Origin of the sequence: Pseudomonas uvaldensis, assembly GCF_021271205.1 — a bacterium.
GTDB lineage: Bacteria > Pseudomonadota > Gammaproteobacteria > Pseudomonadales > Pseudomonadaceae > Aquipseudomonas > Aquipseudomonas uvaldensis.
Genome location: NZ_JAIWKS010000011.1, coordinates 93,920 through 118,249 on the forward strand (window position 1 = coordinate 93,920; position 24,330 = coordinate 118,249).

A 24,330-nucleotide genomic window follows, 5' to 3' on the forward strand; every position below is an offset into this window, starting at 1 on the left:
TCTGTCATTGATCAACGGCTCCAGGACTTTGACCATATTTCTCCAGCAGCTTGAGTGTGACCCCGTTCGTCCAGCCGAAACCGTCCTGCAGCTCGTATTCGCCCCCACCCCCGCCTTGCCCGGCGCCAGATACATCGTACTTCTCCACCAGTTTGTCCTCGTCTCGGTAGAGATTCTGTACCTGCTGCAAGAAGCGCGTACCGATCTGCTGCGCGAGCTCGGTCTGCTGGTACCGGCTCAGCCCTTCCACCGCAACCCACTGCAACGGCGCCCAGCCATTGGGCTCGTCCCATTGCTGACCATTGCTGACCTGGGTGGTGGCAATTCCCCCGGGACGTACCAGGCCATCGCGTACCGCGTCAGCCGTGCGACGAGCACGCTCGGTGGAGGCAAGGCCGGTGTAGAGCGGGAACAGCGTCGCGGCGGTCAGTGCCGGGCGTTGCTGCTTCAGTTGCCAGTCGTAGTCCACGTAGTAGCCGCCCTCGGCGTTCCATAGATGCTTCTCGATGGCGCGCTGGCGCTGGTCCGCGCGCTGGCTGTACGCCTGGGTGCACGGCATGTTCCGGGTGGTGTCGCACGCCTTGGCGATGGTGCGCTCCAGGTGATACAACAGACTGTTCAGGTCCACCGGCACGATCGCGGTGGTGCGTATGGTCGACAGGTTTTTCCCGTCACCCAGCCAGCGGGAGCTGAAGTCCCAGCCACTTTCGGCACCGGCCCGCAGGTCACGCCACACCTCCTGCCTGAGCCTGCCGGACGCCTGCTCAGCAGTCTTGACGTCCTGCAACCACGACTCCTGCCGAGGCGTCGGGCTGGCATCCCAATAACGATTGAGCACGCTGCCGTCGGCGAGCTTGACGACATGCTGGACGGCGGCTCCAGGCTCAAGCGTACGGGCACCTTCCATCCAATAGGCATATTCTCTTTGCAATTGTGGCAGGTACCGGCCGTAGGCCTGGTCCCCTTCAATGTGCGCCTGCAACTCCACCATATAGGCAAAGAACGGCGGCTGCGAGCGACTCAGGTAGTAAGTGCGGTTGCCATTGGGAATGTGGCCGTAGGTGTCGATCATGTAGGCAAAGTTATCGGTCATCTGGCGAACCTGGGCCCTGTCACCGCTTTGCTCCAGCCCCAGCATGGTGAAATAGGAATCCCAGTAATACATCTCGCGAAAGCGTCCGCCGGGCACTACATAGGGCTGCGGCAGTGGCAGCAGACTGCTGTACTGCGGCACTTCTCTGAATGTGCGGCTCAGTACGGGCCACAGATTGTCGATGTGTTCCTTGATCGGCGCGCCGGGTTTCGGCGCTGGGCTTTCGGCTTCGCCAGACTCGACGAAGTTGTCCTTGACGAACGCTTTCAGGTCGAAGCCGGTACTGCCACGACGGGCCAGATAATCGGCGCTGATCGTCGAGGGATCGCGGATGGGCAGCGCATCCACGAAGTGCTTCTGATCGGTGAACACCTGGTCGCGCTGCACCGCTTCGAACAGTTCGGGGTAGGCCTGGTCGGGCGGTAGCGGAGTGCGACCCTGGGCATCGCTGTAGCTCCAGGTTGCGGCGGGTTGGCTTGAACAGGCCGCGCACAGCACGGCGGCGAAGGACAGGCTGGTGAAATGCAATGGTCGCATCAGCGGCTCCGTGTATTGTCGTTCCTGACAAAACGAGTGACCTGACGCGATGGACCTCGGTTCATTTAAATGAACATCGGCCAAACCAGAGCGACCGAGCGCTTCGCCTCGACGAGTGACATTCAAGCCAGGATAGGCCCAGCCGATAACCATTGAGTAGATGGACTCCAAGGCCTCGTCGGGCCCTGCTGGTCATATAAGGTAAACAATCGATGGTCTTGCCGTTTAATCGCTTACTGGTGCTTGTCGTATTGATGTTTGTGACCGCAGGCGGGTTTTCGCCGAATGCTGCGGCAGAGTCTGCGTTGCGCATCGTCACGGAGGAGCTGCCTCCGTACAACATGACCCAGGATGGACGAGTGACCGGTATGAGCACCGAAGTGGTCGAGGCTGTCCTCAAGGAAGTCGGCGTGCACGCTTCGATCCAGCCCATGCCCTGGGCACGCGCCTACGAGCTGGCCCTCAATGAAAGCAACGTCCTGATCTATTCCATCGCCCGCACGCCTGCGCGTGAATCGCTGTTCCAGTGGGTAGGCGCCATCGCTCCGACCCGGTGGTACCTGTATTCGCTGGCTGAACGGCCGGTGAAGCTCAATTCGCTGGAGGATGCCAGAAGCTTCCAGATTGCCACCGTCAACCAGGACGTGGGCGAGCAATACCTGATCTCAAAGGGTTTCCGCATCGGCGAGCAATTGCAATCAAGCACCAAGTACGAACACAACTATCGCAAGCTCAAGGTCGACCATGTGGAGATGTGGATTTCCAACGAGCTCAACGCGCTGTACCTGACCCGTCAGAACGGCGAGGATCCGGAAAAGGTGTTGATTCGTTCGCTGCCGATTCCCGACCTGAGCAGCGATGAAGGCCTGAGCATGGCGTTCAGCCGCAATACGCCTGTCGAAACGGTGGAGAAATTCCGTGCGGGCCTGGCAACCATCCGTCGCAACGGCGTCTACGATGCCATACTGCGCAAATGGTTGTGATATGGCGCGTAATGGCGAGACGGCGTCCGCGCAACAGACAAAGATAAAGGTATTCAGGTCCCTTGGGCGACGCCTGGTACTGGCGACGCTGTTGTTCTGTTTGATCTTTACCCTGGCGATGGTCACCTTGCGGACCTGGCTCGCCTGGGAACACAACCTGGCGGAAATGAATTCGGAACTGGTCCTGATCGACCAGGTGTTCCAGAACACCCTGTCCCATGCCATCTGGGAAATGGACCGCGAATCATTGAACAAGCAGCTCGCCAGCGTCGCGAAGGCGGCACCGGTCGGTCGCCTGTTGCTCACGATCCCGCGTCCCGGCCAGTCGACCGAGGTCATCGAACTCAATCGATACAACACAGTGAACGCCGGCCCGGCGCCTGTGCTGCACCGCGAGCTGGTTGCCCAGCCCTATGCCGGCGCCCATGAAAAAGTCGGCGAACTGACGATCGAAGGCGATAACAATCTGCTCTGGGAACGCCTATGGGGCGAAGCTCGCAGCATCGTCATCACCCAGGTCATCCAGTCGCTGTTGCTGGCGGGCCTGGTCATGACCGTGTTCAACCGCCTGGTGACGGTGCACGTCGTCCACATTGCCCGGCACCTGGGGAACCTTACGCCGGGAACCCTCAAGCGACATTTCAAATTGCAGCGCAGGGTGCATGGCCAGGACGAACTGAGCCTGCTCGAATCCCAGGTCAACGAGCTTCAGGACAACCTCCAGGCCCACCTGGAACGCCAGCACCAGGACGAACTGGCGATGGCCGCCAGCCGCGATCAATTGGCCGATCTGGTCGAGGCCCGGACCGCAGAACTCAAGGCCGCCAACCAGGCCCTTGAAGCGCTGTCACGCCACGATGCATTGACGGGTCTGCCCAACCGTCGCTATTTCGATGAGCTCAAGGAAGTCGAATTCCGTCGGGCAATCCGCCACAAGACGCCGCTGACAATACTTATGTGCGATGTCGACTTCTTCAAGGCCTACAACGACACCTACGGTCATCTCAAAGGCGATCAGTGCCTGCAACAAATTGCTGAAACCCTGCGTAGCGTCTTCGAACGTTCGGGCGAATTGACTGCTCGCGTGGGCGGCGAGGAATTCGTCGTGGTGTTGCCCAACGTCGACGCCAAACAAGCTCAAGAGGCGGCCCAACAAGTCCGTGCACGCCTGGCCGAACGCGAACTGCCCCACAGCGGTTCGGCGGTATCGACCTTCGTCACCTTGAGCATCGGCGTGGCCGAGCTGGACCCAGTGACCATGAACCATTTCGATCAGTTGCTGCAACGCGCCGACCAGGCGCTTTACCGGGCCAAACACCAAGGGCGCAATCGCGTCGCCATCCAAGACCAGTGAGACCTGTATGCATTACTGCCTGACGTTCTGCCTGTATTGCATCCTCGTCTTGTTCCCCCAGGCGAGTCATGCCCTGGAGATCGAAGTGGTGACCGAGGACTCCCTGTATGCCTACCTCCGTGATGACAAACTCGTCGGACCAGGCACCCGCGTCGTCGAAGAAACCCTGAAAAAAGCAGGACTGACCGATCACCATATCCTGCTCTATCCCTGGGCCCGGGCTTATGAAAAGGCTCTGCACGAACCCAATGTACTGATCTATCCAATGGATCGCACCCCGCTGCGCGAGCCATTGTTCAAATGGGTGGGTGAACTGGAGCGGGTCACGATCAAGCTTTACAAGCTGCGCGAGCGCCACGACATCGTCCTGGCCAGCCTCGAAGACGCCAAGCGCTACAGCGTGGGGGTGGTGCGCAACGACTCCAAGCAGTTACTGCTGCAACAACAGGGATTCACCCGGCTGGTCGTCTCGGCCGATCGTCGCGACAACTTTCAAAAACTGCTCAACCACCAGGTACAGCTGTTGCCGATGCCCGAGAATGCGGCGCGGGTGATCAGCGAAGACGAGCACGTGCCGTTTGACGCGCTTGAAGAAGCCTATTCCATCGACGAGCGCCCGGCCAGGGTCTCCATGGCCTTCAGCCTGGACACCTCGGATGAAATCGTCACCCGGGCACGGACCGCTTTCGAGCAGTTGAAGGCTTCTGGCGAAGTGGATCGGATCATGCGGGAGGAACGTTAGGCTTTGTACGAAAAGTCATCGAACGGCAATCAGGCAAGGCGAAAACAGGCGAGCAGGCACTGTTCTACAAAACCCAGGCTGAAAATGAAATAAGCTGCCCACGCCACGTCGGTACATCTCTGCTACGCTGGCCGGCTCGCAGGTAGCGTCATCGCGAGCAACCATCAAGTAAGGGAGGCTTAACGGACATGATTGTCGGCATTGACCTGGGCACCACCCATAGCCTGATCGCGGCATGGCGCGATGGCGCCGCGCAACGGGTGCCCAATGCGCTCGGCGAGTGGCTGACGCCCAGCGTGGTGGGGCTGGATGACGAAGGTCGAATGATGGTCGGCCGGCCCGCGCTGGAGCGCCTGCAAACCCATCCCCAGGCAACCGCCGCACTCTTCAAGCGCTACATGGGCAGCGCCCGCCTGACCACGCTGGGCAATCGTCAGTTCCGCGCCGAAGAGCTTTCGGCCATGGTCCTGCGCAGCCTGCGCGAGGATGCCGAGCGGCATTTCGGCGAACCGGTCGAGGAAGCCATCATCAGCGTGCCGGCCTATTTCAACGATGCCCAGCGCAAAGCCACGCGCATCGCCGGCGAACTGGCCGGCCTCAAGGTCGAACGGCTCATCAACGAACCCACTGCCGCCGCCCTCGCCTACGGCCTGCACCAGCACGATAACGCCAGCACCTTCCTGGTATTCGACCTCGGCGGCGGGACCTTCGACGTGTCGATCCTGGAGTTGTTCGAAGGTGTGATGGAGGTCCGGGCCAGCGCCGGCGACAACTACCTGGGCGGGGAAGACTTCGACACATTGCTGCTCCAGTCTTTCGTCGCCACCCAGGCCAAGGCTGCCGCTGGTCCCGTCCCCCTTGGTGACGCGCACCTGTTCAGCCGCTTGCGCCGTGAAGCCGAACGCGTTCGCAAATCGCTCGGTCATGACCCCAGCGCCACGTTTTCGGTGCGCCACGGCGACCGGGAATGGCACCATGAATACACCCAGGCGCAAATGGCCGAGCTCTATGGCCCGCTGTTCGCTCGCTTGCGCGCGCCCATCGAGACCGCCCTGCGCGATGCCCGCATCCGCGCCAGTGAACTTGACGAAGTGCTGCTGGTCGGTGGCACCACCCGAATGCCACTGGTACGCAAATTGACCGCCAGCCTGTTCGGGCGCTTCCCGTCCATCCAGCTCAACCCTGACGAAGCCGTGGCACTGGGTGCTGCCGTGCAGGCGGGATTGAAAAGCCGCGATGCGGCGCTTGAAGAAGTGGTGCTCACCGATGTCTGCCCTTATTCCATGGGCATCGAGATTTCGGTCGAGTACGGTGGCAGGCTCGAATCCGGCCATTACCTGCCGATCATCGAACGCAACTGCGTGGTGCCCGTGAGCAGGGTCAAGCGCGTGGTGACCCTGCGCGACCAGCAGAAAGTCGTTGTGCTGAAGGTTTATCAGGGCGAGAGCCGCCAGGTCAGCGAGAATATTCTCCTTGGCGAGCTGGAAATTCCCGTGCCGCCCATGCCAGCGGGGGAAGTGAGTATCGACGTACGTTTCACCTATGACACCAACGGCCTGCTGGAGGCCGATGCGCAAACTGTCCAGACCGGAGAACGGCACAATCTGGTGATTGCCAATAACGCCGGCGTGCTGGACGACCAAGAGATCGCCCAGCGCCTCAAAGCGCTGGAGGCGCTGAAGATCCACCCGCGCGACGAACAGCCCAATACCGTGCTGGTCGCACGGCTTGAACGCCTTTACCAGGAAAGCCGCGGTGAACTGCGTCAGCGGGTCGACGACCTGGCCACTCGTTTCGCCCAGATGCTCGAAACCCAGGAGCTTCATGATATCCGGGCGATGCGGATACAGATCTCGGAGCAGCTCGATGCGTTGGAACGGGATGTCTGGCGATGAGTTGCTGGGAAGTATTGGGTCTGTCGGAAGACGCAGACAAACGCAGCATCAAGCGCCAGTACGCCAGCCTGCTCAAGCGCCATCGGCCGGATGATGATCCCGAGGGTTTCCAGAAGTTGCGCCAAGCCTATGAACAGGCTTTGGAATGGGCGCAATGGCAACCTGAAGCACCCACCCTCAGCCAACTGCCTGCGCCTCTCGACGATGTTCAGGCACCACCGCCCGTTCCACCTCACCCACTCGAAAGGCCGTCCCCGGCCCAGCGCCTGGCCGAGCAATGCCTGGAGGGGGTCGACGCTGCCAACCTCGCTGACCGCCTGGCCCAGGCGCGCCTCCAGGGTTGCGAGCGAGCGTTCGAGCACGGTCTGCTGCAACGCTGTCTGCCAGACGAGGACAACTACGCGCTGGCCGAAGCGGCTATCGAGCAGTTGCACTGGCTCACGCCTTGGCAGCGTGAAGACCTGCCCCATGCCGCCACCGAACACCTGCGCAGCAGGCTTATGGATCATGCCTGTTCCCGCTTGACCGAGGTCTTGCACGATACCCAGCGTTTCCTCGATCTGGCCCGACAGCTCGCAGCCAGTCCCTGGCTGCAAACACTGGATGCGCGCCAATGGCTGAACCAGAGCCTGGCGATGATCCTGTTGCAGGCACCGGGCTGGTCGGAACGACTCTTCGAAGGCGTGTGTGCCCAACAGGGGTGGAGGCTGAGCGGCCACCACAGCGCCTGTCCCGAACCCTGGTGGAGCCAGCTGCTGGCTCAAAGTCAGTGCGCCACGTTCGTGCAAAACCAGGTCCGGCTCACGCAGTTCTACGACAGCAGCGCCTCCCAGGCAGCACGCATGTTGTTCGGATCCCTGGACGAAGACGCTCGCGTGCGCCTGAGCATTACGTTCAGCGCGGCCGACTGGGACGCCTGTGAGGAGCTGTATCGCACTGTCCAGCTTCGCCATCCGCAACTGTTGTACCAAATGCCCCAGCTGGCCCCCGACAACTGGCGCCCGTTGCGCCGGCGGCCTCCTGCGGTGGCCGTGCCCGCGGCCATCGTTGGCGCCAGCGCCTGCATGAGTTGGTTGCTGGAATATCGCCTCGGTGGCAGCTTCTACATCAGCGTGATCGATCTGCTCCTGCGCGCCCTGTTTCTGGGTGCTGTCGCCTGGGCACTCAACGCGGGCTGCAAGATGTTGAGCCGCGCATGGCGTCTCGACCAATGGCTCCACGAGCGATACGGGCATTGGCTCAGCTTTCGGCGTCCTGCCCCGCTACCGATCCGCGAGAGCCTGTGGGTCGGGCTGCTGGGTGGTGTCATCTACATGGCTGGGGGGCTTGCAGGGTCGGCGACGTATTTCGGCATCCTCGCCACGTCGGCCATCATGAGCCGGGGCGCGACTTCCAAACGCATCGCTTCAATGTATTCGCGGCTTTATGAACGATTGCCGGACGATGTCCTGGTCGGCCTTTTCCTGGGCATCCTCATTCCTCTGGTCCTGTTGGGCAATACCTTTGCAGGGAACGCGCCACTCGCCGCCAACGAGGGTCTGCAGGCCTGGCCGCAGCGAACCTGTGTCGCCCGCCAGCTCACCACTACGCCCTGCCCAGTGCAATTGTCCGCCCGCCAGTGGCATGTGCCCAAGACGTCCCAGGCAGATCAACCATGATCAGTAACCGAGCCTTTGCCATCGCCGTTATCGCACTGCTGGGCCTGACCTGGCTGGTCCTGCAATTGGAGGGTCCGAGGCACATCGATCAGCAAACCCGTTCGCGTTGGCTGGAAGTCCAACAGATCAACACTTGCCTGTTGAACGGCGCGGATCTTCTGGAACGTCGCTTTGCCGACTACCGCGACTTGATTGCGCCTGCCACCAAGACCAGCCCTTACCGAAGGTTGTTTTCCGGCTTCGGTATGGGCTCCGGCAACGTCATTCCTTCCGAGGACACCCAACCATCGCCCTGCTACCGATGGTTCGATGGAGAACCCGGCAGCTTGCAGTACTTCGCCAAAAACTACGTCAGAGCCTATGACAGCCTGCGACCGCACGCCGAAGCGACCGAGCGCTGGCTGACTATCCGGCCCAGCGATCGGGATCAATCGCGACTCGAACCACTCGACCGCGCCCTGCGCTCGGGTCTGCAAGAGGCTCGTGCCCAATCGATTCCCTTGCGCCAGGCCTTGGAACGGCCGCAACTGTTGGTTCGTGAGCAGCAGTTGGCATCCATCGAACAGCGCCTGGGGCAGGACCAGCATTGGCATACGCTGCGCTTCATGATCCATGCACGCGAAACCATCAACGCTCTGGACGCCATGACCAACGGGGCGGATTTGACGCCGCAACAGTTGCTCGACTTCTATCGACCGCTCACAACCAGCTGGACGGCCGCCGAAGCCTTCGTACAGGCGCGCCCCCGCTTACGCTCGTCAGACGGGAAGCAGCCCGTGTGGAGCTTGATCAGCCTGGCGGCCAAGCAATGGCTTGGTGCCGTCGAGCGCCTGCAGCAACACTGGGCATCGGGTGTTGACGCCATGACGTTGAACCAGGATCTCGCCGCGGTCCGAGCCGGCTACGATGAGTTACAGACGCGCTACAACGCTGCGGTGGTGCTGCAGTACTGAGGCACGTACGAGATGAAGAGCAGCCCGTCCACGCGCTCTCGGCCAGTCAAGCAAATCCGGGAACAAAGGAAGATTAGCGGTAGCCCTTTGGCTGCGATGGCAAGCGCCTGGGGAAACCCTACTCCTTGGCCGCGTCCTTAGGGGGTTTCTCGCGCCGACTGGAAGCGCCCACCTTGTACTCTTCGGTAGTAGCCTCCGTCACTGCATGTGCGGCCAGAGGTTCACTGCGGGAATGATAATAAGCGGGGGCTTTCTTCACGGCGGGTCGAACCGTCTCAATGCCAGTCGCCTTGGCCGGCGCCGTAGGCACGAAAGCACTTGGGTCCATCGCGAACCGCTTTGCCAGTGCATAGGCCATCTTGTGACTGATAGGCCTGTCTCCACTGAGTACTTTCGACACCGCCGTCTTGTCACCGATCTCGGGAAGATCCGATCCGGTCAGCCCGAGGGTTTCCATCAGGTCCCTGATCAGTTGCACCGGGGTGCATGTCGCCTCGAAGGCGGCATTGGATTCGCGAAACTGGTCGGACTCGCGTTGGTAAGCGAGGATTTCATCCTCGAGCTCGATGAGAATCTTCTCCTCGACCTTGCTCAGTTCTCGTCCATCGGTGAGTTCATCGAGCAGGTCGGTCGCCCGTTCATAGTCGGCGGGCGTCTTGATTCCGTGCACGAACTCACCGCGCAGGCGCTCCAGTACTGCTTGCAGCTCACCGAGGGTTGCGATCACGGTCTGGAGGTGGTTTGGGGCTGCGCTCATCTCTTTGTCCCTTTGTTTCTTGCATACCAGACGTTCGCGACGTCGTAGTCGGCATGTGTGTAGATGTGTTTGACGTAAAACTTCTGCCGGATGTAGTTGATACCGCCTATCACCCTGAGGTTGTTGCCGCCTACGTCAATCACGACCCAGTTCACTGCGGCTCTCGGCTTGAACAGGTCGATACCGTGCGTACCGAAAAGTCTTTGCAGGTCCGCGAATGCTGTCGGACGGGCCATCTTCAAAAGGCGCAGGCAGCGATCGAGCCCGGCCGTGTCGTTCGGGTATAGAACTGCTGCGTCGTCAAAACGTGATGGCTTGAGTATATCCATGGGCTTCCCTGTCCTTGAGCCGGATGCTACTCCAGTTGTGTTTTTTCACAACCTGAATTTATCGGCATCGGTAAAATTCAAAGCGCGCGCATTGGGGAATGGTCGCGCTCCCCTTGCTGATACTGCCTCGGCGTGCACCCAAACTCCCGACGAAATACTGTGTGCAGATATTGCGCCGACTTGAAGCCGCAGTTCCGGGCCACGTCCGCAATCGCCAGATCCGTCTTCTGCAACCCGCTGGCAGCCGCCGCCAATTTGAATCGCAGGATCTCGTCATGCACGCTTCGTCCTCGCTCTCTACGAAAATGCGCCTCCAGCGATGACCGCGAAACCCCGACATATCCCGCCACCTGGGCGGTCTTGATGCCCTGGCAAGCGTACTGGCGGATAAAGAGCAATGCTTGCATGACGTAAGGGTTACCCAGCGGCTGATGCAGGCTCGACGCCTGGACGTTGATTGCGTCCGGAGGGATCAGCACCTGAGTGCCCGAAGACGGCATGCCATGCAACATCTGGTGGAGCAGGCGCGCGGCGGTCCGCCCCATGGTTTCGGTGCCCTGGATGACTGAGCTCAGCGGCACCCGGGTCAAGCTTCGGGTCAGAGGGTCGTTGTCGATACCGATCAGCGCCACTTGCTCCGGTACGGCGATACCAGCCGTCAGGCAGGCTTGCAGCAATTGCCGGGCTCGCGCATCGCTGACGGCGATGATACCGATGGGTTTGGGCAAGCTCTGCAGCCAGGCGATCTGCTGTTCGACGGCGCTGTCCCAGAGCGGTGCGCTGGTACCCATGCCGCGATAGATCTCGGCCGGCAGGCCATCGCGTTGCACCAGCGAGCGAAAGGCCTTTTCCCGCTCCTGAGCCCAGCGATTGGCTTGCGATTCAGGCAGGCTGAAGCAAGCGAAGCGCGTCAACCCGGCTTCGATCAAGTGCTCGTACGCCAGCTTGATCAAGGCGAAGTTGTCGGTGGCGACATAGGGAATGCCCTTGGGATAAGCGCCCTCCTCCTGGTAGGACCCACCCACGGCCACCACGGGCATGCGGATCCCGGCCAGCGCCTCGCCGATCTGCGGATCATCGAAGTCGGCGATGATCCCGTCGCCCTGCCAGCGCTCGATGCCTCTCAATCGGCAGAGGAAATCCTCTTCCAGGAACAGGTCCCAGGAGGCGCGAGTACTGCTCAGGTAATTGCCGATACCGCTGATGATGCCGCGGTCATAGATCTTGCTGCCATTGAACAACAGCGCAATGCGGTGGACGGGAGGCACGGTTTTCATTGTCTGGACCCTGGGCCGGTAAACACCGAGACGTTCAGCGCAGATTACTACTCAAAATCGCACCACGCTTTGGTGATTTTCATAATCGGCAACCTCGGGGCCGTTGCTAGTATCGAGACACCGCCAAGAACAACAAGGAAATTGCAATGTCCTACTTTCCCGTTGTCGACAAGATTCGCTACGAGGGGCCTGCCAGCGACTCGCCCCTTGCCTTTCGCCACTACGACGCCAACAAACTCATCCTTGGCAAACCCATGCGCGAGCACCTGCGCATGGCGGTCTGCTACTGGCACTCGTTCGTCTGGCCGGGGTCGGACGTGTTCGGCGCCGGCACCTTCAAGCGCCCCTGGCACCAGGCCGGGGATCCGATGGCCGTGGCCATCGGGAAGGCCGAGGCAGCCTTCGAGTTTTTCTCCAAGCTGGGCATCGACTACTACTGCTTCCATGACACCGATGTCGCTCCGGAAGGCCATTCGTTGAAGGACTACCGCAACCACTTTGCCCAGATGATCGACCATCTGGAGCGCCATCAAGAGCAGACCGGGATCAAGTTGCTGTGGGGCACCGCCAACTGCTTCAGCCATCCGCGCTTTGCCGCTGGCGCCGCCACCAACCCGGACCCGGAAGTGTTCGCCTGCGCTGCCGCCCAGGTGTCCAGCGCCCTGAACGCCACCCAACGCCTCAAGGGCGCCAACTACGTGCTGTGGGGCGGGCGCGAAGGCTACGAGACCCTGCTCAACACCGACCTGAAACGCGAGCGCGAGCAGTTGGGTCGCTTCATGGGCATGGTGGTCGAGCACAAGCACAAGATCGGCTTCAAGGGCGACCTGCTGATCGAACCCAAGCCCCAGGAACCGACCAAGCACCAATACGACTATGACAGCGCCACGGTCTTCGGCTTCCTGCAACAGTTCGGCCTGGAGAAAGAAATCAAGGTCAACATCGAGGCCAACCACGCGACCCTGGCCGGTCACAGTTTCCATCACGAGATCGCCACGGCCGTTTCGCTGGGGATCTTCGGCAGCATCGACGCCAACCGCGGCGATCCGCAGAACGGATGGGACACCGACCAGTTTCCCAACAGCGTCGAGGAAATGACCCTGGCCGTTTATGAAATCCTCAAGGCCGGCGGCTTCAGCAATGGCGGCTTTAACTTCGACGCTAAGGTCCGGCGCCAGAGCGTGGACGAGGTCGATCTGTTCTACGGCCACATCGCTGCCATGGACGTGCTTGCCCTATCCCTGGAACGCGCCGCCGCCATGGTGCGCAATGACCGGCTCCAGCAACTCAAGGATCAACGCTACGCCGGCTGGCAGCAGCCTTTCGGTCAGGCGGTACTGGCGGGCGAGTTCAGCCTTGCCTCGCTGGCCGAGCACGCCTTCGCCAACGAACTGAATCCCCAGGCCGTCAGCGGCCGGCAGGAGATGCTCGAAAACGTGGTCAACCGGTTCATCTACCCCTGACGACGAGAGGACCGGGGGCGCCGCGAGGCTGTTACATTCTCGCGACAATTCTCTGCTCGCGTCGCCCCGCGACTCTCTACAGTTCTACCGGCATCACGTTCATCGTCAGGCAGTGTCTTTCAAACAACAATAAAAGGACGCAACCCATGAAAACTTTCAAACGCACGTTGCTCGCCGGCGCCCTGGCCCTGCTGTCGCTTCCGGTCATGGCCGACGCCGCCCACCCGAAAATCGGCTTCTCCATCGATGACCTGCGACTGGAACGCTGGTCGCGAGACCGCGACTACTTCGTCGCGGCGGCGGAAAAACTCGACGCCAAGGTTTATGTGCAATCGGCCGATGCCAACGAGCAGAAGCAGATTTCGCAGATCGAAAACCTCATCTCCCGTGGCGTCGATGTGATCGTCATCGTGCCGTTCAACGCCACCGTACTGACCAACGCCGTCGCCGAAGCCAAGAAGGCCGGTATCAAGGTTGTGTCCTATGACCGATTGATCCTGAACGCCGATATCGACGCCTACATTTCCTTCGATAACGAAAAGGTCGGTGAAATGCAGGCCAGCGGCGTGTTGAAGGCGGCGCCCAAGGGCAACTATTTCCTGCTGGGTGGCGCGCCGACGGACAACAACGCCAAGGTCCTGCGCGAAGGCCAGATGAAGGTGCTGCAACCGGCCATCGACAAAGGCGACATCAAGATTGTCGGCCAGCAATGGGTAAAGGAATGGAACCCCACCGAGGCCTTGAGCATCGTTGAAAACGCCCTGACCCGGAACAACAATAAGATCGATGGCATCGTCGCCTCCAACGACGCCACCGCCGGCGGCGCCATCCAGGCCCTGGCCGCGCAGAAACTGGCCGGCAAGGTGCCGATCTCGGGCCAGGACGCCGACCTGGCGGCGGTCAAGCGGGTGATCGATGGCACCCAGACGATGACCGTCTACAAGCCACTGAAGCTGATCGCCTCGGAGGCCGCCAAACTCTCGGTGCAACTGGCGCGCAATGAGAAACCGGCCTTCAGCTCGCAGTACGACAATGGCAGCAAGAAAGTCGACACCATCCTGCTGACGCCTACACCGCTGACCAAGGACAACATCGACCTGCTGGAAAAGGATGGGTTCTATACCAAGGCGCAGCTCGCCGGGCAGTGACCGGGGCGCAATGCTATTGGACCTGTGGGAGCGGGCTTGCTCGCGAAGGCGCAGCAACATTCAGCCTTGATGTGCATGACACACCGCTTTCGCGAGCAAGCCCGCTCCCACAGGACTGTCATACTCCTTCGAGTTCTCCCCATGTCCGACTACCTTCTGCAAATGAACGGCATCGTCAAGACTTTCGACGGCGTCAAGGCCCTCAACGGCATCGAGATCAAGGTCAGACCCGGTGAATGCGTTGGCCTGTGCGGCGAGAACGGTGCCGGCAAATCCACGCTGATGAAAGTGCTGTCGGCGGTCTACCCCTACGGCACCTGGGACGGTGAGATCCTCTGGGACGGCCAGCCGCTCCGGGCACAATCGATCAGCGAAACCGAAGCCGCCGGGATCGTCATCATTCACCAGGAACTGACGCTGGTGCCCGACCTGTCGGTGGCCGAGAACATCTTCATGGGCCACGAGCTGACGCTGCCCGGCGGACGCATGAACTACCCGGCGATGATCCATCGCGCCGAAGCCCTGATGCGCGAACTCAAGGTACCGGACATGAATGTCTCGCTGCCGGTGTCCCAGTACGGCGGTGGCTACCAGCAACTGGTGGAGATCGCCAAGGCGTTGAACAAACAGGCGCGTCTGCTGATTCTCGATGAGCCGTCATCGGCCCTGACCCGCTCGGAAATCGAAGTGCTGCTGAACATCATCCGCGACCTCAAGGCCAAGGGCGTGGCGTGCGTGTACATCTCTCACAAGCTCGATGAAGTCGCTGCCGTATGCGACACCATTTCAGTGATCCGCGATGGCAAACACATAGCCACCACCGCCATGGCCGACATGGACATTCAGAAGATCATCACCCAGATGGTCGGGCGGGAAATGAGTAACCTCTACCCCACCGAACCCCATGACATCGGCGAGGTGATCTTCGAAGCGCGCCACATCACCTGTTACGACGTCGACAACCCCAGGCGAAAACGGGTTGACGACATTTCGTTCGTTCTCAAGCGCGGGGAAATCCTCGGTATCGCCGGGCTGGTGGGCGCCGGCCGCACCGAACTGGTATCGGCGCTGTTCGGCGCCTATCCCGGTCGCTACGAAGGCGAGGTCTGGCTCGACGGCCAACCGGTCGACACGGGCACGCCGCTCAAATCGATCCGCGCAGGCTTGTGCATGGTCCCCGAAGATCGCAAGCGCCAGGGCATCATTCCGGACCTGGGGGTGGGCCAGAACATCACTCTGGCCGTGCTGGAAAACTATTCGAAAATGACCCGCATCGACGCCGAAGCGGAGTTGGGCTGCGTCCACAGGGAAATCTCGCGCATGCACCTCAAGACGGCCAGTGCTTTCCTGCCGATCACCGGCCTTTCCGGCGGCAATCAACAGAAGGCCGTGCTGGCGAAGATGCTCCTGACCAAACCTCGCGTGCTGATTCTCGACGAGCCTACGCGAGGCGTCGACGTCGGGGCCAAGTACGAGATCTACAAACTGATGGGCGCGCTGGCGGCCGAAGGCGTGTCGATCATCATGGTGTCTTCGGAACTGGCCGAAGTGCTGGGCGTTTCCGATCGCGTGCTGGTGATTGGCGAAGGCCGGTTGCGTGGCGACTTCGTCAATCAGGGACTCACCCAGGAACAAGTGCTCGCCGCCGCGCTCAGCCATCCAGACAGTCGTGACAACAAAGATCGGAAGTCCGCGTAGATGAATCAGGTCAAACAACTTTTCAGCCGCTACAAAATGCTCGCGCTGGTGATTGCCGTGGCGGTCATCTGGTTGTTCTTCAGTTGGCAGACCGACGGCGGGTTCCTGACGCCCCGCAACCTGTCCAACCTGCTGCGGCAAATGTCCATCACCGGCATCCTCGCCTGCGGCATGGTGCTGGTGATCATCAGCGGTGAGATTGACCTGTCGGTGGGCTCGTTGCTCGGGCTGCTGGGAGGCCTGGCGGCAATCCTCGATGTGGTCTATCACATCCCACTGCTGGCGAACCTGAGCCTGGTAGCCTTGTGCGGACTGATGATCGGCCTGGGCAACGGCTACATGACCGCCTACCTGCGAATTCCGTCGTTCATTGTCGGTCTGGGCGGCATGCTGGCCTTTCGCGGAATCCTGTTGGGCGTGACCGGCGGGACCACCATCGCCCCGGTATCACCGGAGCTGGTCTATGTCGGCCAGGGTTATTTACCCCACACCGTGGGGACCGGGCTGGGCGTGCTGTTGTTCGCCCTGACCCTGTTCCTGACCTGGAAACAGCGCCGCAACCGCGCCCTCCATGGCCTGGCTGCCCATTCATGGGGGCGTGACGTGTTGCGCGTGGTGCTGATCGGCGTGGTACTGGCCGGGTTCGTCTATACCCTGAACAGCTACGATGGTATCCCGGTGCCGGTGCTGCTCCTGCTGATCCTGCTGGGGCTATTCAGCTATGTCACCAGCCAGACCGTGTTCGGCCGACGGGTCTATTCAGTGGGCAGCAATATGGAAGCCACGCGGCTGTCCGGCATTAACGTGCAGGCGGTAAAACTGTGGATCTTCGGCATCATGGGCGTGATGTGCGCCCTCGCCGGCATGGTCAACACCGCCCGCCTCGCCGCGGGCTCGCCTTCGGCAGGCAACATGGGTGAACTCGACGCCATCGCTGCCTGCTTCATCGGCGGCACCTCCATGCGCGGCGGTTCCGGCACCGTCTACGGCGCCCTCCTCGGTGCGCTGGTGATCACCAGCCTGGACAATGGCATGTCCATGCTCGATGTCGACAGTTACTGGCAGATGATCGTCAAGGGCAGCATTCTGGTGTTGGCGGTGTGGGTGGATGTGAGTACGCGCACTGGACGGCGGTGATATCGCGGGCAGGCTGTGGGAGCTGAGCTTGCTCTCGATGACGGATGCTCAGCCATCTTCGCCTCAACTGCTCTGGCGAATTGTGACCATTGACTTTATTAGTCACCTGACTAAAACTGATTCTCCGTCGAATTGACTGGCGTATGAGCCGGGGCGATCCGACGGGCGCCGAATCAGTAGTGACGAGGGTCAAATGATTAATTCCAAAGGTCGCAAGCGAATTGTAGTCACGGGGGCCGGCATCGTCGGTCCCCTGGGGTGTGGCGTCGAAGAAGTATGGCGTCGTTTGCTTGACGGACGCTCGGGCATCCGTCGGCTTCCCGAGGAAATGGTCGAGGGTACGGGGATCGCGGTAGGCGGCCAGGTGCCGACGTTGGAGGAGGACGCCGTGGCCGGTTACACACCGGACCGGTTCATCCCGGCGAAAGAACGCAAGAAGATGGATCGCTTCATTGAATTCGCACTGGTCGCCGCCCACGAAGCGCTGGAGCAGGCAGGCTGGCATCCGACACAAGCGTCCCGGCAAGAGCGGACGGCTACGATCATCGCGTCGGGTGTCGGAGGTTTTGCAGCGATTGCCGAGGCCATTCGTATCACCGATACCCGCGGCCCTCGCCGGTTATCGCCGTTCACGGCCCCTTCCTTCCTGGCGAACATGGCGGCAGGACACGTCTCTATCCAGAACGGTTTCAAAGGCCCCCTCGGTGCGCCGGTGACGGCTTGCGCCGCCGGTGTCCAGGCCATTGGCGATGCGGCCCGTCTCATCGCCAACGATGAAGCAGACATCGCCATCTGCGGTGGCACGGAAGCGGCAATGGATCGTGTGACCCTGGGTTGCTTCGCCGCCGCCCGGGCGCTGTCCACGCATTCGGCCGAGCAACCTGAAACCGCCTCGCGCCCGTTCGATCGCGACCGCGATGGTTTCGTCATGGCTGAAGGCGCCGGGCTGCTGGTCATCGAGTCACTGGAACATGCTCTTGCCCGAGGTGCCACGCCCCTGGCGGAACTGGTGGGTTATGGCACCAGCGCCGATGCCTACCACCTGACCGCCGGCCCCGAAGACGGCAACGGAGCACGACGCGCCATGGAACAGGCCCTGCGCCAGGCAGGCGTGGACGCCAGCGAGGTCCAGCACATCAATGCCCATGCCACGTCGACCCAGGTCGGCGACAAGGGCGAGCTGGCCGCGATCAGGTCGGTGTTCGGGCCCGGTTCAAACGTGGCGATCACCTCCACCAAGTCCGCCACTGGCCATTTACTCGGCGCCGCGGGAGGCATCGAGGCGATCTTTACGGTATTGGCGCTACGCGACCAGATCGTGCCTCCAACCCTGAACCTGTCCAGCCCCGATGAGGCTGCCGATGGATTGGACCTGGTTGGCCTCAGCGCCCGGAAAATGCCCATCACCTACGCCCTGTCCAATGGCTTTGGGTTTGGCGGGGTGAATGCCAGCGTATTGTTCCGTCGCTGGGAAGCTGCGTCGTGACGGCCGGACCGCAGGCACCTTCGCTGCAGCGAACCGAGGGCTTGAGCGCCGCTGCCCCCACTTCAGGGCAGTCGGCGCTGACCGGCAGGATCGTGGTGCTGTTGGCCGGCCTTGCCGCGATCAGCATTCTGTCCACCAACATCATCCTTCCGGCCTTTGCCGACATCGGGCGAGAGCTTGGCGTGCCGACGCGTGCGCTGGGCCTGACCCTTTCCAGTTTCTTTATCACGTTCGCCCTGGCCCAGCTTATCGTCGGCCCGCTGGCGGATCGGTATGGTCGCAAGAAACCGGTTCTCGGCGGCTTATCCATATTCGTGGTGGGCACGGCCGTCGCAGGCTTCGCCACCACCCTGGAAATGCTCCTGCTCGGACGGATTATCCAGGCATTGGGGGTCTGCGCGGCGGCGGTGCTTTCCCGCGCTATCGCTCGCGATCTATTCGAAGGCGAGAGTCTGGCCCGGGCCTTGTCGCTGACGATGATCGCCACGGCTGCCGCGCCGGGTTTTTCCCCGCTGATCGGTAGCCTGTTGACCTCGACGCTGGGTTGGCGGGCGATCTTCGGGCTGGTCGCCCTGGCGGCCTTCGCCATCGCGATCTTCTATGCCCGTGGGTTGGGGGAAACGCACCCGACCGAGCGCCGTGCCCCGCTTTCGCCACTGAGCGTTCTTTGGGCGTATGGCGGTTTGCTGCGCGACCGCCGCTTCGTGCTTCCAGCCGTGTCGGTGAGCCTGTTGATGAGCGGACTGTTCGCTTCTTTTGGCGCGGCTCCGGCCATCCTGATGAGCGGGATAGGCCTGACATCTCTGGAGGCCGGGTTGTATTTCGCCGCCACTGTCTTCGTCGTGTTCGCGGCGGGCATGGCGGCTCCACACCTGGCTCGACGCTATGGCAGTCGGCGGGTCGCCGCCTTGGGCTTCGCCACCGCACTGGCGGGCGGACTCGTGCTGATCGTCGGTCCCGCCGATCCGGGGCTGGCCTGGTATTCCCTGTCGATGGTCATTTTCCTGTGGGGCATGGGGCTTGCGAATCCGTTGGGAACGGCCATTACCCTGGGCCCCTTCGGTAAAGAAGCCGGTCTGGCGTCTGCGCTGCTTGGCTTTCTCACCATGGGCGCGGCAGCGATAACGACCTGGTTGGGCTCGGCATCGGACCTCGCACCGGCGACCACCCTGGGCGCCACACAGGCCAGCGTCTGCCTGGTGGCGATCATCCTGTTTCTGTTTACACGTCGTGCCTGAGCCACGGGAGGGCAATGTGGCGGCTCATTTATTCCAGTAGAGTCGAGCGCGACCCCGGCCTTTCCTCCTCCGGTTTTCGCCTTGCCTGACCTTCGTCTCAAGTCTTTTCAAACAGAGCCTAACGGCGCAGGGCCTGCTTGTGCGCATACATGGCCGCATCCGCGTCGGCCAACAGACTGTCGATCGACGCGTGGCGCTGCGGTTCATATTCGATCTGGCCCACGCTGAAGCGGATGTCATAGCCGCGCTGCAACGTTGCATTTCGTTCATCCAGGATTTCCTGGAGCCGTGCCATCACCGACGCTATCTCGACATGGGAAGCCCCCGTGAGCAACGCCACGAATTCATCCCCGCCCAAACGGCCAATCACGTCACTTTCGCGAAAGGCGATGCGCAGCACGTCGGCAAAGATTTTCAGCGCCTGGTCCCCCTCGGCGTGGCCAAAACGGTCGTTGACCGCCTTGAAACCGTTGAGGTCGAAGAACAGTAATGTCGCCGGGCGTCCCATGCGATCACAGACGCCCAGCGCATGCTGAGCCAGGATCTTGAACCCACGCCGGTTGGACAGCAGTGTCAGTTCGTCCATGCTCGCCATCTGCACGGCAATCAGTTCCTGCTCGGCCATGCGCGCCAGATCGCGCAACAACTCGCGCTCCTCGCTGTCCAGTGTGCGGGGACGGGTATCGATCAGACACAGCGTGCCCAATTTGGTGCCGTCGTCCAGCCCGAGCGGCTGCCCGGCATAGAAGCGAATGCCCGGCTCGCTCACCACCAACGGATTGTCGCAGAACCGCTCGTCTTGCTCCGCATCGCAGATTTCCAGGATGTGATCCTGCAGAATCGCGTGCCCACAGAAAGAGGTATCGCGTGAAGATTCACTGGCGTCCAGGCCGGCATTGGATTTGAACCACTGTCGATCGGCGTCCACCAGGGACACTAACGCAATGGGCACGTCAAACAGGCGTCGGGCCAGCCGGGTCAGCCGATCAAAACGTTCCTCCGGCGCGGTGTCGAGCAGCTTGAGCGCTTGCAGATTCTTGAGGCGGGCCGCTTCATTGTCAGGTTTACCTGGCGCGAGCATCGTGAACTCCATTGACGGGACTTCTTGCAATCGGATCAGCTGGAGTCTAGCCCAGTGCTGCGCGCCTTCAACGCAGCATGATCGTCGCGCAGATACTTTTCGTACAAAGCCTAATACACTGCGACACAGGTTCAACATGAGGAAGCCACCCGATGAAGCCCGTCCACCAAGACGACGCGCCGCGCTTCTGGCGTGACGCCGCCCTGCCCTTCATCGAAGCCCGGGCCATCGCCGACGGGCGCAAGGTCTGTTATTCGCGTCACGCCCACGACCATTTCTCTATCGGAGCGATCACCGCCGGGTGCAGCACTTACCTTCACGAACAATCGACGTTCAAGGTTGAAAGCGGCACGGTCGTATTGATGAACCCCGGCGACGTTCATGCCTGCAACCCCATCGACAATCAAGCCTGGTCCTATGTGATGTTGTATGTCGACACCCCGTGGTTAACGGACTTGCAACAGCGGATCGGCTTTGACGAAACCCCGGATTTCCAGGGCTTTGCCACCACCCATAGCCGCGACATCGAACTCTTCCGCGCCTTGCTGGAGCTGTATCGGCTCCTGGTGGATGAGCGGATCGACACCAGACGTAAACAGTCCGCCGCCGAGGCTTTCTTTACCGACCTGCAACAACGTCTCAACCCAGCGGGTCGTCCGGACCGAGGCAGCCATCCGGGCCTGATGCGAGCCGCGCAATTCATTCACGACCACTGCACCGAAGCCTTGAAGCTCGAAGACATCTGCGCCGCCGCGCAGCTCTCGCCGTCCTACCTGAGCCGGGCCTTCAAGCGCCATTACGGGATGACGCCGCATGCTTTTCTGGTCAATCGGCGGATCCAGTTCGCCCGCCGTCAACTGCGTGAAGGCAGGCTGATCGCCGATGTCGCGCTGAACAGTGGCTTTGCCGACCAGGCACATTTTCAACGAGCCTTCAAGCAGCACCTGGCGGCGACGCCTGGCCAGTATCGTGGTTGACGGCCTGGCAATCTCAAGGCAGTAGCAGATACACCGCGCTGGCAACCAGTAGTGCTGCCATGGTCCGATTGAACAGGCGCATGGTCGCCGGGTTGCCCAGCCAGGCCCGCAGAAAACTGCCGGCATAGGCCCAGCAACCCACCGAAACGTAGCAGATCACCAGGTAAATGGCCGCGAATTGCCAGACCAGCCGCGCTTCACCATCCGCCACGAATGCCCCCATCCCCGCCACGCAGGCCAACCAGGCCTTGGGGTTGAGCCATTGCATCAGTGCGCCATGGAACATCGAAGGCGCCCTTCCCGCCTCTGCGGCGCCGAGGTTTCCATCATCCAGCGCCAGTTTCCAGGCCATGAACAATAGAAACCCCACGCCCCCCAGCTGCACCACCCGCGTGAGGCCTGGCCAGTGCTGCAAGACTTCATGCAACCCCAGTCCCATCAGCACCAGTAACAATACAAATCCCAGGGTTGCACCGGCCACATGGCCCAGTGTGGCGCGAAAGCCGTAACGGGCTCCGGAACTGAGCGCCACGATATTGACCGGCCCCGGTGTAATGGAAGCGACCAGCGCAAAAGCCGCCATGGAAAATATCAGACTCATCGCCATTCCTTCTTCTTGTCTGTGAGGTGGCGATCAGGGTAAATGGCGTGCTACTTGAGGTATTGAACAAAACTGCCCAACGAACGCCCATGTTTCGGAAATACTGAGCGCTTCGTTCGCGAACGAATTCCCGGCCAAATAAAAAGCCGCGACACCTTGGCAAGAGGCATCACGGCTTTCTTATGGGCAATCAGCGGTCGTTCTTGGTCGACGAACTGGTCGCGTTGGTCAGGCCTTTGGTGTTGTGAGTACCGGGCGTTGTGGCGGAAATGGCCGACGCCTTGGTGAACCCGCGGGTATCACGATCCTTGGCGATGCTCGATGTCACGGAAGCATGGGCCTCGCGGGCGCGGTCGGTGCGCGTGGTGCCGGTGTGCTTGCCGCTCAAGCCGTGGTCGCGGGTACGGGTGCCGGAATGATCGCTGCTCAAGCCCAGACCATGACCGCTGGAATCGCCGGACTTGCCACTGCCATGGCCATTGCCGCCACCATGACCGCCGCCATTGCCGCCTCCGTTGCCACCTCCATTACCACCACCGCCGCCACCACCGTTACCGCCACCTGCGGCGTAACTTGCGCCAATGGGCGACAGGTCGGCCGGCAGCAAGGCAGAAGCACCGAGCATCAGGGCACAGACCGCAACGGCGATCATGGATTTCTTATGTTTGGACATGATGTCTCCGAAAGACAAAAACAACGGTTGAACCTCTAAGACTCGAAGGTTCAATTTTTGTTCGCGGCAATCCGATGGACGACTTACAAAATTCACTGTCGATTTTTCGGTGGAGCCCTTCCGAACTCGTCTTTATGCTCGACCCATGAACAGACAAGACTCGCTACTTCCGCCCCATGCCGAGATGGTCCGCGCCATGCTCGAACGAGACACCGCCTACGAAGGCGTGTTCTTCACTGCGGTCAAGACCACCGGCATTTTCTGTCGCCCCGCTTGCACGGCGCGCAAGCCGAAGCCAGAGAACGTGGAGTTCTTCGCCCATGCCGACGAAGCCATGTCGGCCGGCTACCGCGCCTGTCTGCGTTGCAAGCCCTTGGACGCCGCCGCTATCGCGCCGGATTGGATCCAGGCGCTGCTCAAGGCCGTGGACGCCGAACCCGACCTGCGCTGGACCGACGCCTTGTTGCTGGAGCAAGGCATCGAGCCGCTGAAACTGCGGCGCTGGTTCAAGCAGCATTTCGGCATGACCTTTCACGCGTATCTGCGTACCCGACGCCTGGGCATCGCCCTGGGAGGGATCAAGGAAGGTTCATCCATCGACAGCGCGGCATTCGATTCAGGTTATGAATCCCTGAGCGGGTTTCGCGATGCCTTCGTGAAGTCCTTCCACATCACCCCGGGCCGGGCCGCCCTCAGCGAGCCCTTGCTCTTTACCCGCCTGACCACGCCGCTGGGCCCCATGTTGGCGATGGCCGAGCGGCGCGGCCTGGTGCTGCTGGAGTTCCTGGATCGTCCGGCCCTGACCCGAGAAATCGAAGAGTTGCAACAATGCTATGGCTACACCGTTGCACCGGGGCATAACGCTCATCTGCAGCAAATCGAAGCCGAGCTGGCGGACTATTTCGCGGGTAATCTCACGGCATTCAAGGTCCCGCTGCATATGCCTGGCAGTGCATTCGCCATCCGTGTCTGGGCCGAACTGCAAAAGATCCCCTACGGTGAAACCCGTAGCTACGGCGCCATCGCGGCGATGCTCGGCAGCCCCGGCGCCAGCCGCGCCGTCGGCCTGGCCAATGGACAGAATCGGCTGGCAATCGTTATACCCTGCCATCGTGTGATCGGTGCGGACGGTTCGTTGACCGGCTATGGTGGCGGACAGCCGCGCAAAGCCTTTCTGCTGCGGCTGGAAAAAGCCGCGGTGCAGGTTTCGCTGCCCCTGGCGTTTTGACGGATCTGGAGAGACGAATCCC

Annotated in this window: 21 protein-coding genes; 14 read left to right on the plus strand and 7 right to left on the minus strand. The window is 61.3% G+C overall.

What is annotated here, in order from left to right:
- Positions 1 to 4 precede the first annotated feature (4 nt).
- Entirely contained in the window at positions 5 to 1,630 is a 1,626-nt protein-coding gene (treA, locus tag LCU97_RS22290) for an alpha,alpha-trehalase TreA (protein WP_232777792.1), read from the minus strand.
- Positions 1,631 to 1,842: 212 nt separating this feature from the next.
- Between treA and LCU97_RS22295 the strand changes: the two genes are divergently transcribed.
- The 6 genes from LCU97_RS22295 to LCU97_RS22320 all read left to right on the plus strand — a co-directional run bounded on the left by LCU97_RS22295 (position 1,843) and on the right by LCU97_RS22320 (position 9,215).
- A complete protein-coding gene (locus tag LCU97_RS22295; protein ID WP_053157099.1) occupies positions 1,843 to 2,613 on the plus strand; it encodes a substrate-binding periplasmic protein in 771 nt (256 codons plus the stop codon).
- Position 2,614: 1 nt separating this feature from the next.
- Positions 2,615 to 3,967, plus strand: coding sequence for a GGDEF domain-containing protein (locus tag LCU97_RS22300; protein WP_232777793.1), 1,353 nt, complete (start codon positions 2,615 to 2,617; stop codon positions 3,965 to 3,967).
- A gap of 7 nt (positions 3,968 to 3,974) precedes the next feature.
- Positions 3,975 to 4,709: a substrate-binding periplasmic protein gene (locus LCU97_RS22305; RefSeq protein WP_053157105.1), complete on the plus strand. Its 735-nt coding sequence runs from the start codon at positions 3,975 to 3,977 to the stop codon at positions 4,707 to 4,709.
- Between the two features lie 188 nt (positions 4,710 to 4,897).
- Positions 4,898 to 6,604, plus strand: a complete 1,707-nt coding sequence (locus LCU97_RS22310) for a molecular chaperone HscC (RefSeq protein WP_232777794.1) — start codon at positions 4,898 to 4,900, stop codon at positions 6,602 to 6,604.
- On the plus strand, positions 6,601 to 8,262 hold the full coding sequence (locus LCU97_RS22315) for a J domain-containing protein (RefSeq protein WP_232777795.1): 1,662 nt from the start codon (positions 6,601 to 6,603) through the stop codon (positions 8,260 to 8,262). The genes LCU97_RS22310 and LCU97_RS22315 overlap by 4 nt, the downstream gene beginning before the upstream one ends.
- The gene (locus tag LCU97_RS22320) at positions 8,259 to 9,215 is read left to right on the plus strand and encodes a DUF3829 domain-containing protein (protein ID WP_232777796.1); all 957 of its coding nucleotides are present in this window, start codon (positions 8,259 to 8,261) and stop codon (positions 9,213 to 9,215) included. Before LCU97_RS22315 ends, LCU97_RS22320 begins: the two co-directional genes overlap by 4 nt.
- A gap of 118 nt (positions 9,216 to 9,333) precedes the next feature.
- Here LCU97_RS22320 and LCU97_RS22325 read toward each other — a convergent pair whose 3' ends face one another.
- From LCU97_RS22325 to LCU97_RS22335, 3 genes are all read right to left on the minus strand, one after another.
- Complete coding sequence (locus tag LCU97_RS22325; RefSeq protein WP_232777797.1) at positions 9,334 to 9,972, minus strand: helix-turn-helix domain-containing protein; 639 nt, start codon at positions 9,970 to 9,972, stop codon at positions 9,334 to 9,336.
- Complete coding sequence (locus tag LCU97_RS22330; RefSeq protein ID WP_232777798.1) at positions 9,969 to 10,301, minus strand: type II toxin-antitoxin system HigB family toxin; 333 nt, start codon at positions 10,299 to 10,301, stop codon at positions 9,969 to 9,971. Before LCU97_RS22330 ends, LCU97_RS22325 begins: the two co-directional genes overlap by 4 nt.
- Positions 10,302 to 10,378: 77 nt before the next feature.
- On the minus strand, positions 10,379 to 11,578 hold the full coding sequence (locus LCU97_RS22335) for a XylR family transcriptional regulator (RefSeq protein WP_232777799.1): 1,200 nt from the start codon (positions 11,576 to 11,578) through the stop codon (positions 10,379 to 10,381).
- 146 nt (positions 11,579 to 11,724) lie between these two features.
- Between LCU97_RS22335 and xylA the strand changes: the two genes are divergently transcribed.
- The 6 genes from xylA to LCU97_RS22365 all read left to right on the plus strand — a co-directional run bounded on the left by xylA (position 11,725) and on the right by LCU97_RS22365 (position 19,748).
- On the plus strand, positions 11,725 to 13,041 hold the full coding sequence (gene xylA, locus LCU97_RS22340) for a xylose isomerase (protein WP_232777800.1): 1,317 nt from the start codon (positions 11,725 to 11,727) through the stop codon (positions 13,039 to 13,041).
- Between the two features lie 146 nt (positions 13,042 to 13,187).
- Positions 13,188 to 14,189, plus strand: a complete 1,002-nt coding sequence (gene xylF, locus LCU97_RS22345; protein ID WP_053157138.1) for a D-xylose ABC transporter substrate-binding protein — start codon at positions 13,188 to 13,190, stop codon at positions 14,187 to 14,189.
- Between the two features lie 141 nt (positions 14,190 to 14,330).
- Positions 14,331 to 15,887: a D-xylose ABC transporter ATP-binding protein gene (gene xylG / locus LCU97_RS22350; RefSeq protein ID WP_232777801.1), complete on the plus strand. Its 1,557-nt coding sequence runs from the start codon at positions 14,331 to 14,333 to the stop codon at positions 15,885 to 15,887.
- Positions 15,888 to 17,024 carry a sugar ABC transporter permease gene (locus LCU97_RS22355; RefSeq protein ID WP_232777802.1) on the plus strand — a complete coding sequence of 379 codons (1,137 nt, stop codon included), beginning with the start codon at positions 15,888 to 15,890 and terminating at the stop codon, positions 17,022 to 17,024.
- 193 nt (positions 17,025 to 17,217) lie between these two features.
- A complete protein-coding gene (gene fabF, locus LCU97_RS22360) occupies positions 17,218 to 18,510 on the plus strand; it encodes a beta-ketoacyl-ACP synthase II (RefSeq protein ID WP_232777803.1) in 1,293 nt (430 codons plus the stop codon).
- A gap of 23 nt (positions 18,511 to 18,533) precedes the next feature.
- On the plus strand, positions 18,534 to 19,748 hold the full coding sequence (locus tag LCU97_RS22365) for a multidrug effflux MFS transporter (RefSeq protein WP_053158831.1): 1,215 nt from the start codon (positions 18,534 to 18,536) through the stop codon (positions 19,746 to 19,748).
- Between the two features lie 118 nt (positions 19,749 to 19,866).
- On the opposite strand, the gene LCU97_RS22370 is transcribed toward LCU97_RS22365, so the two are convergent.
- Positions 19,867 to 20,829 (minus strand): sensor domain-containing diguanylate cyclase, encoded by a 963-nt coding sequence (locus tag LCU97_RS22370; protein ID WP_232777804.1) that lies wholly within the window; start codon positions 20,827 to 20,829, stop codon positions 19,867 to 19,869.
- Positions 20,830 to 20,981: 152 nt separating this feature from the next.
- On the opposite strand from LCU97_RS22370, the gene LCU97_RS22375 reads away from it, so the two are divergent.
- A complete protein-coding gene (locus LCU97_RS22375) occupies positions 20,982 to 21,806 on the plus strand; it encodes a helix-turn-helix transcriptional regulator (RefSeq protein ID WP_053157153.1) in 825 nt (274 codons plus the stop codon).
- A 13-nt stretch (positions 21,807 to 21,819) separates the two neighbouring features.
- On the opposite strand, the gene LCU97_RS22380 is transcribed toward LCU97_RS22375, so the two are convergent.
- Both LCU97_RS22380 and LCU97_RS22385 read right to left on the minus strand, forming a co-directional pair.
- Positions 21,820 to 22,407 carry a LysE family translocator gene (locus LCU97_RS22380; RefSeq protein ID WP_232777805.1) on the minus strand — a complete coding sequence of 196 codons (588 nt, stop codon included), beginning with the start codon at positions 22,405 to 22,407 and terminating at the stop codon, positions 21,820 to 21,822.
- Positions 22,408 to 22,597: 190 nt separating this feature from the next.
- Positions 22,598 to 23,080 (minus strand): hypothetical protein, encoded by a 483-nt coding sequence (locus tag LCU97_RS22385; protein ID WP_232777806.1) that lies wholly within the window; start codon positions 23,078 to 23,080, stop codon positions 22,598 to 22,600.
- A 145-nt stretch (positions 23,081 to 23,225) separates the two neighbouring features.
- Here LCU97_RS22385 and LCU97_RS22390 point away from each other — a divergent pair, with 145 nt between their 5' ends.
- A complete protein-coding gene (locus tag LCU97_RS22390) occupies positions 23,226 to 24,308 on the plus strand; it encodes a bifunctional transcriptional activator/DNA repair enzyme AdaA (protein WP_053157163.1) in 1,083 nt (360 codons plus the stop codon).
- Positions 24,309 to 24,330: the final 22 nt, after the last annotated feature.

Excerpts from the sequence above, each read along its gene's own strand:
- treA (WP_232777792.1), bottom strand. The coding sequence starts at position 1,630 with ATGCGACCATTGCATTTCACCAGCCTGTCCTTCGCCGCCGTGCTGTGC.
- LCU97_RS22295 (WP_053157099.1), top strand. The coding sequence starts at position 1,843 with ATGGTCTTGCCGTTTAATCGCTTACTGGTGCTTGTCGTATTGATGTTT.
- LCU97_RS22300 (WP_232777793.1), top strand. The coding sequence starts at position 2,615 with ATGGCGCGTAATGGCGAGACGGCGTCCGCGCAACAGACAAAGATAAAG.
- LCU97_RS22305 (WP_053157105.1), top strand. The coding sequence starts at position 3,975 with ATGCATTACTGCCTGACGTTCTGCCTGTATTGCATCCTCGTCTTGTTC.
- LCU97_RS22310 (WP_232777794.1), top strand. The coding sequence starts at position 4,898 with ATGATTGTCGGCATTGACCTGGGCACCACCCATAGCCTGATCGCGGCA.
- LCU97_RS22315 (WP_232777795.1), top strand. The coding sequence starts at position 6,601 with ATGAGTTGCTGGGAAGTATTGGGTCTGTCGGAAGACGCAGACAAACGC.
- LCU97_RS22320 (WP_232777796.1), top strand. The coding sequence starts at position 8,259 with ATGATCAGTAACCGAGCCTTTGCCATCGCCGTTATCGCACTGCTGGGC.
- LCU97_RS22325 (WP_232777797.1), bottom strand. The coding sequence starts at position 9,972 with ATGAGCGCAGCCCCAAACCACCTCCAGACCGTGATCGCAACCCTCGGT.
- LCU97_RS22330 (WP_232777798.1), bottom strand. The coding sequence starts at position 10,301 with ATGGATATACTCAAGCCATCACGTTTTGACGACGCAGCAGTTCTATAC.
- LCU97_RS22335 (WP_232777799.1), bottom strand. The coding sequence starts at position 11,578 with ATGAAAACCGTGCCTCCCGTCCACCGCATTGCGCTGTTGTTCAATGGC.
- xylA (WP_232777800.1), top strand. The coding sequence starts at position 11,725 with ATGTCCTACTTTCCCGTTGTCGACAAGATTCGCTACGAGGGGCCTGCC.
- xylF (WP_053157138.1), top strand. The coding sequence starts at position 13,188 with ATGAAAACTTTCAAACGCACGTTGCTCGCCGGCGCCCTGGCCCTGCTG.
- xylG (WP_232777801.1), top strand. The coding sequence starts at position 14,331 with ATGTCCGACTACCTTCTGCAAATGAACGGCATCGTCAAGACTTTCGAC.
- LCU97_RS22355 (WP_232777802.1), top strand. The coding sequence starts at position 15,888 with ATGAATCAGGTCAAACAACTTTTCAGCCGCTACAAAATGCTCGCGCTG.
- fabF (WP_232777803.1), top strand. The coding sequence starts at position 17,218 with ATGATTAATTCCAAAGGTCGCAAGCGAATTGTAGTCACGGGGGCCGGC.
- LCU97_RS22370 (WP_232777804.1), bottom strand. The coding sequence starts at position 20,829 with ATGCTCGCGCCAGGTAAACCTGACAATGAAGCGGCCCGCCTCAAGAAT.
- LCU97_RS22375 (WP_053157153.1), top strand. The coding sequence starts at position 20,982 with ATGAAGCCCGTCCACCAAGACGACGCGCCGCGCTTCTGGCGTGACGCC.
- LCU97_RS22380 (WP_232777805.1), bottom strand. The coding sequence starts at position 22,407 with ATGAGTCTGATATTTTCCATGGCGGCTTTTGCGCTGGTCGCTTCCATT.
- LCU97_RS22385 (WP_232777806.1), bottom strand. The coding sequence starts at position 23,080 with ATGTCCAAACATAAGAAATCCATGATCGCCGTTGCGGTCTGTGCCCTG.
- LCU97_RS22390 (WP_053157163.1), top strand. The coding sequence starts at position 23,226 with ATGAACAGACAAGACTCGCTACTTCCGCCCCATGCCGAGATGGTCCGC.